Raw genomic sequence first — 17513 nt, forward strand, 5'->3', positions numbered from 1 at the left:
GACGAAGGGTCATATTTCACCCTGACAGTCGTGAATTTTTCATTCTGCCCGGCACTCAAAGGCTTTCTGCTTTGGCAAAAGCATGATTGCTCGGGCGGCCCGGCACACGTTGCGGTGCCATTTGAACGCTCGCTGGAAAGGCGTTTGATTAAACATCGGAAGGGCGATGCGCTTGCCCTCCACTTATTGCTCAAAGCACTGGAAACCTCATGTCGGACCGTTTCGAACTCTACCTAACCTGCCCTAAAGGTCTTGAAGGACTGCTTGCCGAAGAAGCTCGCGGTCTGGGCCTTGAAGAGGTGCGCGAACACACCTCGGCCATTCGCGGCTCGGCCGACATGGAAACCGCCTACCGGCTGTGCCTTTGGTCGCGCCTGGGCAACCGTGTGCTGCTGGTACTCAAGCGCTTCAACATGAAGAATGCCGACGATCTGTACGATGGTGTGCACGACGTCGAATGGCAGGATCACCTGGAGGCCAATGGTTCGCTGGCGGTGGAGTTCAGTGGCCATGGCTCGGGCATAGACAACACTCATTTCGGCGCGCTGAAGGTCAAGGACGCGATTGTCGACAAGTTGCGTACCCGCGATGGCGAGCGTCCGTCGGTCGACAAGCTCAACCCGGACCTGCGCGTACACCTGCGACTGGACCGTGGCGAGGCGATCTTGTCCCTGGACTTGTCCGGTCACAGCCTGCACCAGCGTGGCTATCGCCTGCAGCAGGGCGCTGCGCCGCTGAAGGAAAACCTGGCGGCTGCTGTGTTGATTCGTGCTGGCTGGCCGCGTATTGCCGCTGAAGGCGGAGCGCTGGCCGACCCGATGTGTGGTGTCGGTACGTTCCTGGTCGAAGCCGCGATGATCGCTGCCGATATCGCCCCCAACCTCAAGCGTGAACGCTGGGGCTTCAGTGCCTGGCTTGGCCATGTGCCTGCGCTGTGGCGCAAGTTGCATGACGAAGCGCAGGCGCGCGCCCAGGCCGGCCTTGCGCGTCCGCCATTGTGGATTCGTGGCTACGAGGCCGATCCGCGCTTGATTCAGCCGGGTCGCAACAACGTTGAGCGCGCCGGGCTTAGCGACTGGGTGAAGATCTATCAGGGCGAAGTGGGCAGTTTCGAGCCGCGTCCAGACCAGAACCAAAAGGGCCTGGTCATTTGCAACCCGCCCTACGGTGAGCGCTTGGGCGATGAAGCGAGCCTGCTGTACCTCTACCAGAACCTGGGTGAGCGTCTGCGTCAGTCCTGCTTGAACTGGGAGGCCGCGGTGTTTACCGGTGCCCCGGACCTGGGCAAACGCATGGGTATTCGCAGTCATAAACAGTACGCGTTCTGGAACGGTGCGCTGCCGTGTAAATTGCTCTTGATCAAGGTCCAGCCTGATCAGTTCGTCACTGGTGAGCGCCGGCAACCTGAGCGCGATGCCCAGGGTAATGAGGGTGCGCGTTCACCTGCGGCAGTTGCCAGCGAGCCGGCACGCCTGAGCGAAGGCGGGCAGATGTTTGCCAACCGCCTGCAGAAAAACCTCAAGCAACTGGGCAAGTGGGCCAAGCGCGAGCAAATCAGTTGCTACCGCTTGTATGATGCCGACATGCCTGAATACGCGCTGGCTATCGACCTGTACCAGGACTGGGTCCACGTTCAGGAGTATGCTGCCCCTCGTTCAATCGACCCGGAGAAGGCCCAGGCCCGACTGTTCGATGCACTGGCGGCAATTCCCCTGGCGTTGGGCATCGACCAGAGCCGAGTGGTGGTCAAGCGTCGCGAGCGGCAGAGTGGCACGCGTCAGTACGAGCGCCAGAGCACCCAGGGCCAGTTCCTGGAGGTCAACGAAGGTGGCGTCAAGTTGCTGGTCAACCTGACGGATTACCTGGATACCGGCTTGTTCCTCGATCATCGTCCGATGCGCATGCGTATCCAGCGTGAAGCGGCAGGCAAACGCTTCCTCAACCTGTTCTGCTACACCGCAACCGCAACTGTACACGCGGCCAAGGGCGGTGCCCGCAGCACTACCAGCGTCGACCTGTCGCGTACCTATCTGGATTGGGCACGGCGCAACCTGTCGCTCAATGGTTTCTCTGACAAGAACCGCCTGGAACAAGGTGATGTGATGGCCTGGCTGCAAGCCTGCCGTGACGAATACGACCTTATCTTCATCGACCCACCGACGTTCTCCAACTCCAAGCGCATGGAAGGTGTGTTCGATATCCAGCGTGACCATGTCGAGTTGCTCGACCTGGCAGTGGCCAGGCTGGCACCTGCTGGCGTGTTGTATTTCTCCAATAACTTCCGCAAGTTCCAGCTCGATGAACATCTGGGCGAACGCTATGTCGTAGAAGAAATCACCGCGCAGACGCTGGATCCGGATTTTGCGCGCAACAGCAAGATTCACCGTGCGTGGCGCATTCAAGCGCGTTAAGTGCAAACTTCTCCCAGGCCCCGGATTGCTTCATTAGTGGCGAATGGCTATAACTGAGGTAGGGCCTGGGAAACGCTGCATGCTGGCGTTATGAGTGTTATCTACTATGTCGATGCATGGCGTTCGTCCAAAGATGCTCGGCTTTGTCAGCGAAGAAGTATCCGCCTGGCTCGTTGCCCTTGTGGCATTGGTGGCTGGCGGTCTGTTGACCGCTTTGCTGGCGCTGGCAACTTACGAGTTGTACCAGCAGCAGCTGCGGCAACGCTTCCAATTGCTGGCCAGCGAGCGCTACAGTCGTATCGAAGAGCGCTTCGAGGATCAGGTGCAGCGCCTTGATGGCCTGCGCCGATTCTTTGTCTATGCCACCGAAATTACCGTCGACGAATTCAATGGCTATGCACGCCCCTTGTTGCATCGCACCCAGGCCTATTCCTGGGCGCCACGCGTACCGGGGGCGGCTCGTGATGAATTCGAACGACGGGCAAGCGAGACGCTAGGTCGTCCGTATTCAATTCAGCAACTGACCGACGAGGGTGAGTTGCAAGTATCGCCTCAGCGCCCACTGTACTACCCGGTGCTGTTTACCCAGGCCTTAGGCCCTGCGCGCCAGCCCTTCGGCCTGGACCTGCTGTCGCAGGCCTTGCGAGAGGATACGCTGCAGCGCGCCTCCAAGCCTGGCTCCCTGGCTGTATCGGCGCCGTTGAACCTTACCGACGTAGAGCCCGACTATGCGCGTGGGGTGCTGATGGTGACGCCGGTGTTCGCGCCAGTCGACCCTGGTCCGTTGCCCAAGGGCTATGTCATGGCGGTGATCAGTATGCGTCAGCTGATGGCCGAGGGGCTGCCGAACGCGGCCCAGGACAATCTGGTGGTACGGATTCGCGATCTCACGGGGCCGGATGGCCGCCAAGAGGTGCTGTTCCAGTCCGATAACCCGGGCACTTCATCGTCGCTTGCGGCCAGCTATCTGTTGCACCTGGCCGATCACGACTACCAACTTGATATCCGCCCCAGCCTGGCCTTCATGCAGGCCAACCGGTCTTCGGCAGTCACCGCTGTGGTGTTTCTTGGCGGGCTGCTCAGCTTGATGCTCAGCGCCTTGCTGTTCAGTCTGTTCAGCCAGCGCCAACGTGCCCTGACTCTGGTGGAGCAGCGCACCGATGAACTGCGCGTGAGTGAGCAATCTTTGCGTGACACCCATAACCAGCTGAGCAGTGTGCTCAATGCCGCGACGCAGGTTGCGATCATTGCCACCAACTTGCGTGGCGTTGTCACGACCTTCAATGCCGGTGCCGAGCGCATGCTCGGTTACAGCAGCAGCGAAGCGGTCGGCAATCTGTCCCTTGAAGGACTGGTGTCGCCTCAGGAGCTGCAGCAGCGGGCGCGGGATCTAAGCCAGCGCTACGGGCGCGAGATCACACCCGCCCAGGCCATGTTCGCGCAAACCGTTCCGGAAAATGGTCGCGAAGCCGGAGAGTGGACGCTGGTGCGCAAGGACGGCAGCCAATTGCTGGCCAATATGCTGGTAACAGCAGTGCTCGATGAGCAGGGGTTGTGGGTTGGCCACCTGGCAATCTGCATCGATGTTACTGAGCGCAAGCGCGTGCACGAAGCCTTGGCAGAGCGCGATCGTTTGCTGGACAAGCTCAGTGCCGAAGTGCCGGGGGGCATCTATCAGTTTCGTCTGCGTGCCGATGGCAGCTCTTGCTTCAGTTATGCCAGCGAAGGCTTGCGGGATATCTACGAGATCGATCCGGCGTTGCTGCGTCAGGATGCTACCGCGGTGTTCGAGCGCATTCATCCGGACGACCTGTTACGGGTGCGTACTTCGATCCGCAGTTCTGCAGAGCAATTGACCCCTTGGCGAGAAGAGTATCGAGTGTTGTTGCCAATCGCCGGCCAGCGCTGGGTCAGGGGCGAGGCAACGCCCGAGCCGGAGGCTGATGGCAGCACGCTCTGGCACGGCTATTTGACCGATATCTCCGATTTGAAGCGTGTCGAGGAAGAGCTGCGGGCCTTGTCGGTGACTGACTCACTGACAGGTATCCACAACCGTCGCTATTTTCAGGAACGATTGAAGTCGGAGTTGGAGCGCGCCCAGCGCGATCAGCAGGAGCTGGCGATCATCATGTTGGACATCGACCATTTCAAGCGGATCAACGACCAGTTCGGCCATGCCGTGGGTGACCACGTGTTGCGCAGTCTGTGCCAGCGCATCAGTCAGCGCCTGCGCCGCACTGATGTGTTCTGCCGTTTGGGCGGCGAAGAATTCATGGTGCTATGCCCAGGCAGTAGTGCCGACCAGGCGTACTCACTGGCCATGGAACTATGGCAGGGTGTACGTAGCGTAGCGGTAGAGGGCGTCGGGCAGGTCACTGCCAGTTTCGGCATTGCCGGCTGGCGCCCGGGGGAGGGCGCCGATGCCTTGCTGCTGCGCGCCGACTCTGGCGTGTACGCGGCCAAACTGGCTGGCCGCGATCGCGTCGAAGCAGAACTGCCCTAGGCTGTCAGGGCGCTACAGCGGCAGTGCTGTTGACCAGCTTTGGCTGGCGATACAGGTCCAGCAGGACCTGATCGAGTACCGCAGAGGCACCCCAGGGCTTTGGATCGTTGAGGATCGCTGCCACTGCCCAGGTATTGCCGTTGCTGTCGCGGCTGAAGCCTGCAATCGCACGTACGGTGTTCAGGGTGCCGGTCTTGATATGGGCTTCGCCGGTCATGGCCGTGCGCTTGAGACGCTTGCGCATGGTGCCATCCATGCCTACCAGTGGCATGGAGCTGATGAACTCGGCGGCATAAGGGCTTTTCCATGCCGCTTGCAGCAGGGCAGCCATTTCCCGGGTGCTGACGCGCTCAGCACGAGACAAGCCCGAGCCATTTTCCATGATCAGGTGCGGCGCCGTGATGCCTTTTTTCGCCAGCCACTGGCGTACCACACGCTGCGCTGCACGGGCGTCGTCGCCGTCGGCATCGGTACGAAACTGTGCGCCCAGGCTCAGGAACAGCTGTTGAGCCATGGTGTTGTTACTGTATTTGTTGATGTCGCGGATGATCTCGACCAAGTCTGGCGAGAAGGCGCGGGCCAGCAAGCGTGCGCTCTTGGGTACATTGTCGATGCGGTCGCGGCCTTGGATGGTGCCACCCAGCTCACTCCAGATGGCGCGCACTGCACCTGCCGCGTAGGTAGGGTGGTCGAGCAGCGACAAGTAGGTTTGCGAGTTGCAACCATCACCCAACTGGCCACTGACCACGACAGTGACGCCGTCAGCCTGAGTCACCGGGTTGTAGCGGACATTGCCGGAGCATTGCTTGCTGTTGACTGCCTTGACCTGATTGTCGATGCGGATGTTGGCGATGGGGGGTTCAACCGACACCAGCACTTTGCCGCCGTCATTGCGGGCCACAAAACGCAGGGCCTTGAGGTTGATCAGCAACGAATCAGGCTTGACCAGGAACGGTTTGTTTTCGTCGCCACCGTCGTCATTGAACTGGGGAAGCACCGGCTGGACGAAATGGCTGCGGTCGAGCACCAGATCGCCGCTGATGGTCTGTACACCATTGGCGCGCAGGTCGCGCATCAGCAGCCAGAGTTTTTCCATGTTCAGTTTCGGGTCACCGCCACCTTTGAGGTAGAGATTGCCCTGCAAGACACCGTTGCGCAGGGGGCCGTCACTGTAGAACTCGGTTTTCCATTGGTGCGTAGGGCCCAGCAGTTCCAGGGCGGCATAGGTGGTGACCAGTTTCATGGTTGAAGCTGGGTTGACCGACACATCGGCGTTGAACATGGTGGGTGTACCAGGGCCGTTGAGCGGGATCATAACCAGCGACAGGGCCGTGTCCTGCAATTTGTTGGTTTTCAACGCTTGCTGCACTTTGGCGGGCAGCGTGGTGTTTACGGCCGCAGCCTGAGAGGGAAGCGCAATAGGCAAAAGCAGGCCGGCGAGCAGAAGAGGGCGTAAAGATTTGATCATGTAGTAAAACCCTGCGCGCGAGGGGTGAAAAAAACGGAGCGGGAAAAGATGAAAGCTCCGGTATAAAAAAATATAGCGCGCATTATGCCCGAAGGTGCTGGGCGATGGGGCAGTGGCAAGGGGTGGCTTGTCGGCTTTTGTGCAAGTAAGTCGGCTAATTTGGCTTGCTGTGGGCAAAAAAAAGGTTGTTCACGGAATTCCGGGAACTACGCACCGGGGCCTGCTAGCGAGTGAGCACCGGAATGTGGCTCGAATGGCGATGGACATATCCGTTTGTTGGGGTGGCACTACTGGCCGGCTTCGCTTTTACGGCGACCCACTTTCGTCGGGGTGTATGGACCGGACACATGGTGGACACGTGTACGGAGACATCGTTGACACATTATCGCCTGCCATCCGGGTTGTCCCTTCGGTAGGTTGAGTGTAGGTATTGCGTAGTCGGGTGCAGGCCATGGATGGCCTGCGAGCACCGTAGGGCCAGGACGGCCCTTCGGTGCGGTCCCGACGGGAGCAATGCCGGAGCGAAGGGACCCGGAGCGCAGCGTAGGGCCGAATGCAGGGACACACGGTTTTGGTTCCTTTTGCCAAGACAAAAGGGACCCGCCGTAAGGGCGGAAGGGGCCAACAGCGCCGCCGCATCGAATGGATAAGCTCACAGCCTCAAATCCCAGCCCAGCCCAAAGATCATGCCCCCGGGATTTCGTGAAGAACCAAAAAAAAGGGCCATCACGATGGATGGCCCTGATTACACCAGAAGATCAAACAGCCGGATTGACCGGATTTTCTGGGTACCATGCGTCGATCAGCGGGCTGATTTCGATATTGGTCAATTCAGCGCGACCTTTGAGCCATGCTTCAACGGCGCTGCGCTGTTCTTCGGTGACCGAGCCACGCTTGGCGGCGCACACCAGACCAAAGTCATCACCACCAACATAATCCAGACCGTTGGCGTCCATCGCCTCGGTCAGGAACGCGTCGAGGAAGGCATCGATTGCTTCGTCAGTCAGATCTTCCTTGAAGCCCAGGTTCAACTCGAAGCCCAATTCCTGGAACTCATCTACACAAAGCTTTTTGCGCAGACGGCGGGAACGGTTAGTGGCCATGAAACAATCCTCTTAATAAATATCGGGCGCAGTCTACCAGCTTCAGCCCCCGGCTGCCTGCTTGTACATGCACTTGCTGATTTAGCACCTGTTGGCTGTACGTTTTGTCTGTAGCGAGCGATCAGGACGGTGCGGATGGCGGAATCTGTTGTGCGAGATGATGAGTAAAATTTGTGATGATCAAGAATTAAATGAGTTTGTCTCACTCTAGGCCAAGTGCCGACAATGGCTCCCATCAAACACATCGGAGTTTTTTGTCATGGCCTTGGCTCATTCCCTGGGATTTCCGCGCATTGGTCGCGACCGTGAACTGAAGAAAGCCCAGGAGGCTTTCTGGAAAGGTGAGCTGAGCGAGGCGGGCTTGCGTGCTGTTGGCAGTGAGTTGCGCAAAACCCACTGGCAACTGCAGAAAGATGCTGGAATCGAGTTGCTGCCCGTCGGCGATTTCGCTTGGTACGATCAAGTACTGACGCACTCCTTGATGTTCGGGGTGATTCCGGAGCGATTCCGCCCTCACGATGGTAAAGCGTCCCTGCAAACTCTGTTTGGCATGGCGCGTGGCGTCAGCGACAGTTGCTGTGGCGGTGCCCATGCCCAGGAAATGACCAAGTGGTTCGATACCAACTACCACTACCTGGTACCTGAGTTCAGTGCCGATCAGCGGTTTCAGCTGGGCTGGGATCAACTGTTCGAAGAAGTCGCCGAAGCCAAGGCGCTGGGCCACAACGTCAAACCCGTGGTAATCGGTCCGCTGACCTATCTGTGGCTGGGTAAAACCAAAGGTGCGCATTTCGACAAACTGGAACTGCTTGACCGTCTGTTGCCGTTGTATGGGCAGATTTTCCAGCGCCTGGCAGCCCAAGGCGTTGAGTGGGTTCAGATCGATGAGCCCATTCTGGTCCTGGACCTGCCGCAGGAATGGAAAAATGCGTTCGAACGCGCCTACAACCAGATCCAGCGTGATCCACTGAAAAAACTGCTCGCCACTTATTTCGGTGGCCTGGAAGAAAACCTGGGTCTGGCGGCTAACCTGCCGGTCGACGGTTTGCACATTGATTTAGTGCGCGCCCCCGAGCAGTATCCAACCATCCTCGATCGTTTGCCCGCTTACAAAGTTCTGTCGCTGGGTGTGGTCAACGGGCGTAACGTCTGGCGTTGCCACCTGGAAAAAGCTCTGGCCGTGCTGCAACACGCCAATGAGCGTCTGGGTGAGCGTCTGTGGATCGCACCTTCTTGTTCTTTGCTGCACAGCCCGGTGGATCTGGGGCGTGAAGACCTGTTGGATGCCGAACTCAAGAGTTGGCTGGCCTTCGCTGTACAGAAGTGCGAAGAAGTCGCTGTTCTGGCCAGGGCAGTCAATGAGCCGCAAGCGCCAGCCGTAGTGCAAGCACTGGCGCAAAGCTGTGCAGTGCAGGCCAGCCGCGCCGCTTCCTCGCGTATCCACAAGCCTGCTGTTCAGGCGCGAGTCGCTGCTATCACCAGCAAGGACAGCCAGCGTCAGTCGTCGTTTATCACCCGTATCGCCAAGCAGCGTGCGGGCCTGGATCTGCCGCTGTTTCCGACCACGACCATTGGCTCGTTCCCGCAAACCGGTGCGATTCGCCTGGCCCGTCAGTCGTTCAAGCAAGGCAAGCTCACCGAAGCCGAATACACCGAAGCAATGCACAGTGAGATTCGTCATGCCGTCGAAGTGCAGGAACGCTTGGGCCTGGACGTACTGGTGCACGGTGAAGCCGAGCGTAACGACATGGTCGAGTACTTTGCCGAGCAACTGGACGGCTATGTGTTCACCCGTTTTGGCTGGGTCCAGAGTTACGGTTCGCGCTGTGTGAAACCTGCAGTGATATTCGGTGACCTGAGCCGTCCGAAAGCCATGACTGTAGAATGGATTCGCTATGCTCAAGGTCTGACCGACAAAGTCATGAAAGGCATGCTGACCGGGCCGGTAACTATGCTGATGTGGTCGTTCCCCCGCGAGGATGTTTCTCGCGAAGTGCAGGCACGACAACTGGCGTTGGCCATTCGCGATGAAGTGGTCGATCTCGAAGCGGCGGGGATCAAGATCGTGCAGATCGACGAAGCCGCATTCCGTGAAGGACTACCGCTGCGCCAGGCACAATGGCAGCATTACCTGGATTGGGCGACCGAGGCCTTCCGTTTGTGTGCCTCCGGTGTCGGTGACCAAACCCAGATCCACACGCACATGTGTTACAGCGAGTTCAACGATGTCATTGCATCGATTGCTGCGATGGATGCCGACGTCATCACCATTGAAACATCGCGTTCGGATATGGAGTTGCTGGATGCTTTCGAGGCCTTCGCCTACCCGAATGAAATCGGTCCGGGGGTCTACGACATCCACTCGCCACGCGTGCCGGACGCCTCGGAAATGGCCAACTTGCTGCGCAAGGCCGCCAAGCGTATTCCTGCCGAGCGCTTGTGGGTCAATCCGGATTGCGGTCTGAAAACCCGTGGCTGGCCAGAAACCGAGGCGGCTCTGGTTCACATGGTCACCGCTGCTCGCCAACTGCGTAAAGAGTTGGCTTGATCCGTGTCGCGGTAATTTGCACTGGGTTGCTGGGCTGCGTTGCAGCCCAGCGCCGTTGTCGGCAGTTTGCTTTCAGCTTGCCTTGGCTGCTGTAGTGGCGCGGTCACCGCGCTGCAAGTGCTGCGCCAACGCCTGTTCCAGCATGGCCATCGCAGCTGTCACCTGTTGCTGGTGAAACTTGAGCGTGGCGGGCGATGCATCTGCGCTGCAGCCTGCTTCAAGTTGTTCGCAGGCATTGATCAAGGCATTGGCTTGAATGATGCGTGCAGCACCCAGAACTCGGTGTGCCTCACCTCTCAATTGATGCGATTGCAGGTTCGTATCAAGCGCCTCCATCGCGGCCCGATCCCGGCTCAGGCTTTCCAGAAGTTGCTCGAGCAACGCCTGCAAGTCGGCAGGACAGTCGCCCACCAATGGCCGCAGGCCTTGCAGATCGAACAATCGACAGTCATCTGCGGGCTCGCGTTCAGGCAGCACGGCGATCCCGGCGAGGCGCTGACTGAGGGTCTTGAGGCTGATAGGTTTGAGCAGGCAGTCGTCCATGCCGGCGTGATGGCACTGTTGGCGGACTTCAGGCTGAGCGTTGGCGGTATAGCCCAGAATGGTGCAGCGTGGCCATCGCCTTTCACTTTCTTCAGTTCGGACCGTTCGGGCAAATTGATAGCCGTTGATGCCTGGCATATTGCAGTCCACGACCAGCACATCGAATGGCTCGCGGCGCCAACGTTGCAAGCCTTCCAGGCCGTTGTCGGCGCTGCCGTACGCCAGCCCCAGATGAGTCAACTGTTGAGTCATTAGCAACAGATTGGCGGGGTGATCATCGACGACCAGTATTTTCAGCGCGGCAATCTCAATGCAGGACTCGGAGGTGGGGGTGATCACCCTGGGCGCATGGGTCATGAGCGTCAAAGGCATGCTGATGTGCACGCAGGTGCCCTGGCCCAACACGCTGTGCAATGTCAGGCTACCGCCCATACGCCTGCACAGGTCGCGGCTGATAGCCAGGCCCAGGCCGGTTCCACTGCGTGCCAGCTGACTGTCCGGGTTGGCCTGGGCGAAGGGCAGGAAAACGCGTTGTTGGTCTTGTTCGCGGATGCCGATGCCGCTGTCCTTGACCCTCAGCTCAAGTTGGACGATATCTGGCGCGGAGCCAGGCTCCAGGGTTAGATCGATGATGATCTGCCCGTGCTCGGTGAATTTGATCGCATTACTGAGCAGATTTGAAAGTATTTGCTTGAACCGTAGCGGGTCCAGTTGGACGTTGGTGTGGGCGTTGGGGGATATGCGGATCATCAGGCTCAGGTTTTTCTGCCGAGCCAGACCGTCGAACACTCGCCGGACAGACTCGACCAGCTCTGCAAGGTTGACTTGCTCCGGCGCCAGGGTCAGGTGCCCGGACTCGATACGGGCGATGTCGAGTATGTCGCCGATCAGCGCCAGCAGGTCCTTGGCCGAGCTGTAGGCGACTTCTATTGCCGGACGGTCCGGTTGGCTCGCTCCAGCTTTTTCCAGCGCCAGCTCAAGCATGCCGAGTATGGCATTCATGGGGGTACGGATTTCATGACTGATGGTTGCCAGAAAGGTGCTTTTGGCGCGGCTGGCGTCATCGGCACGTTGCTTGGCCAAGCTCAGGTCCTGAATCAGTTGGCGGCGCTCGCTGATATCGATCCAGCCACCAATGATACCCTGGATCTCGCCGAGCGAATCGCGGTAGGGGAGGATCCAGTGGTAAATGGTCATTGCCTTGTCGTTGAGCAATAGCGGGCGGTCGACAACCAGTGGCACGCCCTCGCGCATCACTTGCTGATAGTCGGCCTGGATCTGGCTGGCATAGCAGCTGTCGCCCAGGGCGCCATCTTCGACGCGCATGTCCAGCACTTCACTGCGCTGCAATTGGACGGCCTCCAGGTAACTGTCGTTGCAGCTTTGCAGCAAGCCTTCGCGGTCACGCACATAGATGGGATGGGGAGTACCGTTGACCAGCGTGCGCATGAATTCCAGTTGATCGCCCAGGGCGCGCTCGGCACTCTCGCGTTGTTTGATCTGCCGGCGCATACGCGCATTCCAGGCCAGTGAAAGCAACAGAAGCAGGCTGGTGCCCAGTACGACTTGCAGCACCAGTTGGTGGTACTTGTTCCAGTAGGCGTTACTCTCGGCACTGTAGCCGCGCCAGCGGTTGTTGATAATGCCCAGCTCCTCAGGTGCAATGCTCAGCAGCGCTTTGTCCAGGATGGAGGTTAGCTCCTGGGCATGGCGCGGGGTCGCCATGGAAAACGTTGCCGGCAGCGTGCCAACCGATGCGCGAATGACCATGCCGGCCTGGCTCGCCATACTGAAGTTGGCGTCGATCAGCGGCACAATGGCAGCGTCGACATGGCCGTTGGCGAGCAGTGACGTCGAATAGGCCGTGCTTTCGGTCTGGATCACTTCGGCCATGTGTTCGTGCAGCGTGTCGATCAGCGCGCTGTTGCGCGCCAGGGCTACACGTTTATTTGCGAGTTGCTCCAGGGACGTGGGCTGGTCGATGCCCTTGCGGGTCATCAGCACATACGAATTTTCCAGGTAGGGTCGGCTGATGGCCAGGGTGTTTTCGCGATGCTTGCTATGGCTGATCGCGGCGATGATATCGGCCTGGTCATTGTTCAGGCGGTCGATCATTTCGCTGAAGCCGTTGGCGCGTTGTATCTCGAAGCGCAGGCCTGTACGCAAGCGAATCAGTTCAAGAAGGTCGGCGGCAATCCCGCGAAAATTCCCCGAGCTGTCAAAAAACGTCAGCGGCGCTGCGGTTTCATTGACCACCACGCGAACCACTGGATGCTCGCTCAGCCATCGCTCTTCACGCTGAGAAAGTTGTAGTTTGCGATCTGTCAGCAGCACATCGCTGCCTGCGCTCCAGCGTTTGAACAAATTCTCGCGGGTGTCGAGGGGTATGTGATCGAGTGTTGCATTGACCAGTTGCAGCAAGGTGAGATTGCTCTGCTGTATAGCGAAGCTGAAGCCGACCGGTTCATGTTTGCCGAAGTTGGCCATCTTGACGTTCTGCAAGTGACCTTGTTTGATCAGGTAATGGGTGGAAATGGTATCGCCAAGAAAAACATCGGCCTGGTTGAACGCAACGGCATTGAGGGCGTTCTGGTAGGACGGGTAAGTCTGGATTATGGCGTTGGGATAAGTGGCCCGTACCTCGGCCAGTGGCAGGTAGTGATACACCATGCTCAGGCGTAGGCCAGCCAAACCGGTATCAAGGGGGCGGCTTTCGTCCTCGCGGGTAACCAGCACCGGCTGATCAATTGCGTAGGGCGTGGAAAGTGCCACTCCCGGGGCAGCAGCCTCGAAGCCGTTGGCGCTACCGAGCAGGTCTATCTCTCCACGGATCAAGGCTTGCACTGCATCCTGGCGGGTGGCAAAACGTTTTACCTGAATGCGCAAGCCAATGGCCTGTCCCAGAATCCCGGCAATGTCGGCAGTCAGCCCTTCATAGTCGTGGCCGCTGGCGGTTATGTCGAATGGCGGGTAATCCGCCGCCGAGGTGCCCAGCACCAATTGTTCTTTGCTGTCGATCCACTGCCGCTGTGCATCATTGAGTGCCAGATTGAGGTTCAACGGCTGGCCGCGGCTGAGCAATCGGTAGTGGCCGGCCGCTATCTGCTCAGCGACAGCCGTCGATACCACACATAGGCAAGCCATGAGCAGACACAAGTAAACGAAGACTACGCGGCTAGGCATGGCCTGACTCAAACCAGAGCATTGCGTTTGGCCATTTCAATAAGTTCGACCAGCGATTTGACTTTAAGCTTCTGCATCAAGCGCTTTTTGTAAGTGCTGACAGTTTTGTTGCTGAGAAACATGCCTTGGGCAATTTCCTTGTTACTCCTTCCCTGGGCAAACAGTTGCAATACCATGAGCTCACGATCATTGACCTGTTTGAAAAGATCCAGTTCGCATAGCTCGTCTCCCTGAGTTCGGAGATTGTTGATTGCCTGGCTGGGGAAATAGTTGTAACCCGACAGTACCGCTTTGATAGCGCTGAGCAGTTCACTCAGATCTTCTTGTTTGCACACATATCCAGCGGCGCCGGAGTGCATACAGCGAACGGCGAACAACGCTGGCGATTGTGCCGTGAGCACGAGAATTTTCAGTGGAATTGCCATGGTGTGAAAACGCGACAGCACCTCCAGGCCATCCAGCCGTGGAATGCTGATGTCGAGAATTATCAGGTCCGGCGGGCATTCGCGGACCATTTGCATGGCGTCTACACCATTGTCCGACTCTCCGACCACGTTGTAGCCTTCGTTTTCCAGGAGCATGCGCACCGCCAGGCGGATGACCGGGTGATCGTCGATGATGAATACAGAATGCATGTTGAACTTTCCATGAAGGTGCCAAAGAGTAGGCGGGCACCTTAACGCAGATAGAACAGGTCGCACATGAACTCAAACGCTGGTAAGTGCTATATAGGAAATGTCTTACCTTTAATGCAGGAATGGCCTACGAGAGTTGTGTGGTGTTATTGCCGTAATTGCGTTTATTGGTAACTTTCTGTTTCATTTTGAACGACTTGTTTAGTTGGCGGTTCGCTTTGTAGTCTTTGTCCTGCAGGAAAACGCAGATAGAACAAGCCTGCTGAGAACCGTTTCGTTTACAGCAGGCTTATTCCTCTCGGGGTCAAACCGGGCTGGAGCGGCCGGTCATCTCTCGTGCCATTTCGCTGGCATAACTGTCTGTCATTCCGGCGATGAAATCGATCATGCGCAAGAACGAACTGTGTAGGGATGCCGTAGGGTTTGGAGCATTGTTGCCAAGCAGGTCAAGTACGCGTCGGCTCTTGAATGACGGTGTGCGTCCCCCATGCTGCTCCAGCGCCGCGCCACAGAAAGAATTGAGCAAGATCTCAAGCGTGGTATAGGCACCGATTTCATGCAGGGTCTTGCGTTTGTCCTGGAAGATTTTCTTGCGCGCCATGTCCTTCGCTTGCAGAACGCAGCGCTTGGCCGGGCCATGCATATGTTCGACAAGATCGCCCTGCAACTGGCCAGAAAGCAGAGTCTGCTGTTGTTCGACAAAGGCCCGAGCGGCGGCATTGGTCAAATGCTCGATGGCTTTGCCGCGCAGAATTGCCAACTTACGCCGGCGCGAATCGCCGGGGCCCAGTTGCCGATAGGTTTCTGGTAGGTCATCACCCACCAGGCTCAGCAATAGCGACTCCACCTCGGGGTAATCGAGCAGTTCCATTTCCAGGCCGTCTTCGAGGTCGATAAGGGCGTAGCAGATGTCATCGGCGGCTTCCATCAGATACACCAATGGATGTCGCGCCCAGCGCTGCTCCTCGATCTGTGGCAGGCCCAGCTTGCGGGCAATCTGTTCAAGCAAAGGCAGTTCGCTCTGATAGCAGCCGAACTTGTGCTTTTTATAGCCCAGTGCGTCAGCGTGGCGGGCGGTCCAGGGGTACTTGAGATAGGTGCCGAGGGTGGCGTAGGTCAGGCGGGTGCCGCCATCGAACTGGTGGTATTCCAATTGCGTCAGCACGCGAAAGCCTTGGGCATTGCCTTCGAAATTGAGAAAGTCGGCGCGTTCGGCGTCCGTCATGTCATCCAGCCAGCCGCGCCCGGCGGCCTGCTGGAACCAGTGGCGGATAGCATCTTCGCCGGAGTGGCCGAAGGGGGGATTGCCGATGTCATGGGCAAGGCATGCCGATTGCACGACCATGCCCAGGTCACTCGGCTCGCACCATTGCGGCAGCTTGTCACGCAGGGTTTCGCCAACGCGCATACCCAGTGAGCGGCCGACACAACTGACTTCCAGCGAATGTGTCAGGCGCGTATGGATATGGTCATTGCTCGATACCGGATGCACCTGGGTCTTGCGTCCCAGGCGGCGGAACGCGCCGGAGAAGATGATCCGGTCATGATCTTTGTGAAAGGGGCTGCGGCCCAGCTCTTCAGGGCTGTGCAGGGTCTTGCCAAGACGTTCGCGGGTGAGCAGGGTGTGCCAGTCCAAGGCCGATTCTCCGATACAGGGGCAAGCCTGTAGCTTCCAGCTTCGGCGTGGTGCCTGCAAGTTAATCAGTGCCAGTCAGCGGATGCCTGTAGGCTTATGGACGATTTACCTAATGCGTGGAGCAGCCAGCAGGATGATTGTCGTGGTCGAGGGTATCAGTGCCAGTGGGAAAACCACGTGGTGCACGAAGCATGGAGCAGAGCATGTCGTTGCTGAGCATGGACGTTTCGGGAATGTGCCGGACCGTCAACGTGAGCCGGTAGCAGCGGCAGCTTTCTGGTCCGAACGGAATGTAGAGCGCTGGCAGGCGACACTCGCAACGGAAGAAAGCCATGGGTGGGCGCTGTGTGACAGCGACCCGTTAAAGCTCCACTACATCTGGACTCTTTGGCAGATTGGTGAAGCATGCGAACAGGATTGGCTATTGGAACTGGCGGCCACCAGAGAAACAGTAGCGCAAGGGCGAATCGGCTTTGCTGACTGTTACATTGTCGGGCGGATCGATCCGCAGCTTGCACGCGAACGAGCCAAGGCAGACACCAGTCGACGAAGAAGAAATTTCGACTTGCACGTACGTCTGCAAACCGCACTTATGGACTGGTACTCAGCCCTCGACAAGGCACTGCCAGGCAGGGTGCGTTTCGACTTTCCCGCCCTTATGCCTGACGTGCAATCCATTGACAATCGATACTCGGTAGCGGCTTTCGACCAAATGATCGCCTCACTGCCCAGCGCCTAGCGCCGGCAGCTCAGTGGATGAGTTCGCGAGGTGCTCAACGCTTGTTGGCGGCGCCCTGCATCGCCAACTTGAGCAACGGTATCAAGCTGCTCCCCAAGCGAATCATTCGGATCAGACCACCGCCCTTTGCGCCTTTGCCGGTAAGAAATCCGAGTACCACCACTGCGCCAATTCCCCACAGTGGCGCATGCTTTATACCCAGGCCGCCCTGCAGGTTGTCACCCATGGCGCGCAGGCGGGTAAGGGGGGTGAGCAATTGTCCGGACTCATGACGGATTTCCTGGCGGTGCATTTCCAGGCGCAAGCGGATCAACGCTTTGCGCAGTTCACGGCGGTCGGTGGTTTTCGGCAACTCAGGCAGGCTCATGGCAGTAGGCGCTCCCGGTCCTTGGCAAGTTCTTCGAGGGTCGAGTGGAAAGGCGATGATTCGTCGAACACCGCAGCTTTCAAGCGCAGTCCACAAAACACCGCCGCCAGGCCGTAGAACACACACAGGCCAATGACCCCGGCCAACCGATAAGTGTCCCACAGCAGCACTAGCACCAGGCCCGAGAGAGCCACCAGCAGCAGCAGGGCAAACACCAGGGCCAGGCCGGCAAACAGCAGCAGGCTCAAGGTTCGGGCTTTCTGCTCCTGCAGTTCAATTCCGAACAGCTCGACATGACCGTGCAGCAGGCCAAGTACGGCGGCACCCAGGCGCTTGCTTGAAGCTGCACTGGTGCTGATCGATTCACTTTCCATAGC

11 protein-coding genes are annotated in these 17513 nt (G+C 58.3%); 4 read left to right on the forward strand and 7 right to left on the reverse strand.

Annotation, left to right across the window (positions count from 1 at the left end; genetic code table 11):
• Positions 1-209: 209 nt before the first annotated feature.
• Positions 210-2411 carry a bifunctional 23S rRNA (guanine(2069)-N(7))-methyltransferase RlmK/23S rRNA (guanine(2445)-N(2))-methyltransferase RlmL gene (gene rlmKL / locus D3Z90_RS08225; RefSeq protein ID WP_136475266.1) on the forward strand — a complete coding sequence of 734 codons (2202 nt, stop codon included), beginning with the start codon at positions 210-212 and terminating at the stop codon, positions 2409-2411.
• Positions 2412-2517: 106 nt separating this feature from the next.
• Positions 2518-4914: a diguanylate cyclase gene (locus D3Z90_RS08230; RefSeq protein ID WP_136475267.1), complete on the forward strand. Its 2397-nt coding sequence runs from the start codon at positions 2518-2520 to the stop codon at positions 4912-4914.
• A 4-nt stretch (positions 4915-4918) separates the two neighbouring features.
• On the opposite strand, the gene dacB is transcribed toward D3Z90_RS08230, so the two are convergent.
• Both dacB and D3Z90_RS08240 read right to left on the reverse strand, forming a co-directional pair.
• On the reverse strand, positions 4919-6382 hold the full coding sequence (gene dacB, locus D3Z90_RS08235; protein ID WP_136475268.1) for a D-alanyl-D-alanine carboxypeptidase/D-alanyl-D-alanine-endopeptidase: 1464 nt from the start codon (positions 6380-6382) through the stop codon (positions 4919-4921).
• A 758-nt stretch (positions 6383-7140) separates the two neighbouring features.
• Positions 7141-7485 carry a YggL family protein gene (locus D3Z90_RS08240; protein WP_136475269.1) on the reverse strand — a complete coding sequence of 115 codons (345 nt, stop codon included), beginning with the start codon at positions 7483-7485 and terminating at the stop codon, positions 7141-7143.
• Positions 7486-7744: 259 nt separating this feature from the next.
• On the opposite strand from D3Z90_RS08240, the gene metE reads away from it, so the two are divergent.
• The gene (gene metE / locus D3Z90_RS08245) at positions 7745-10033 is read left to right on the forward strand and encodes a 5-methyltetrahydropteroyltriglutamate--homocysteine S-methyltransferase (protein WP_136475270.1); all 2289 of its coding nucleotides are present in this window, start codon (positions 7745-7747) and stop codon (positions 10031-10033) included.
• 72 nt (positions 10034-10105) lie between these two features.
• Here the strand turns inward: metE and D3Z90_RS08250 are convergent, their stop codons facing one another.
• The 3 genes from D3Z90_RS08250 to D3Z90_RS08260 form a co-directional block, all read right to left on the reverse strand.
• Entirely contained in the window at positions 10106-13759 is a 3654-nt protein-coding gene (locus D3Z90_RS08250) for a transporter substrate-binding domain-containing protein (protein ID WP_136475271.1), read from the reverse strand.
• A gap of 8 nt (positions 13760-13767) precedes the next feature.
• Positions 13768-14394 (reverse strand): response regulator transcription factor, encoded by a 627-nt coding sequence (locus D3Z90_RS08255; protein WP_136475272.1) that lies wholly within the window; start codon positions 14392-14394, stop codon positions 13768-13770.
• Positions 14395-14698: 304 nt separating this feature from the next.
• Positions 14699-16030: a deoxyguanosinetriphosphate triphosphohydrolase gene (locus D3Z90_RS08260; RefSeq protein WP_136475273.1), complete on the reverse strand. Its 1332-nt coding sequence runs from the start codon at positions 16028-16030 to the stop codon at positions 14699-14701.
• A 133-nt stretch (positions 16031-16163) separates the two neighbouring features.
• On the opposite strand from D3Z90_RS08260, the gene D3Z90_RS08265 reads away from it, so the two are divergent.
• Positions 16164-16769, forward strand: coding sequence for an ATP-binding protein (locus D3Z90_RS08265; protein WP_136475274.1), 606 nt, complete (start codon positions 16164-16166; stop codon positions 16767-16769).
• Between the two features lie 34 nt (positions 16770-16803).
• Here D3Z90_RS08265 and D3Z90_RS08270 read toward each other — a convergent pair whose 3' ends face one another.
• Entirely contained in the window at positions 16804-17136 is a 333-nt protein-coding gene (locus tag D3Z90_RS08270) for a hypothetical protein (protein WP_136475275.1), read from the reverse strand.
• A complete protein-coding gene (locus D3Z90_RS08275) occupies positions 17133-17510 on the reverse strand; it encodes a phage holin family protein (RefSeq protein WP_136475276.1) in 378 nt (125 codons plus the stop codon). Before D3Z90_RS08275 ends, D3Z90_RS08270 begins: the two co-directional genes overlap by 4 nt.
• Between the last annotated feature and the right edge of the window lie 3 nt (positions 17511-17513).

The sequence above is a fragment of the Pseudomonas sp. DG56-2 genome (assembly GCF_004803755.1).
In the GTDB taxonomy this organism is placed as follows: domain Bacteria; phylum Pseudomonadota; class Gammaproteobacteria; order Pseudomonadales; family Pseudomonadaceae; genus Aquipseudomonas; species Aquipseudomonas auratipiscis.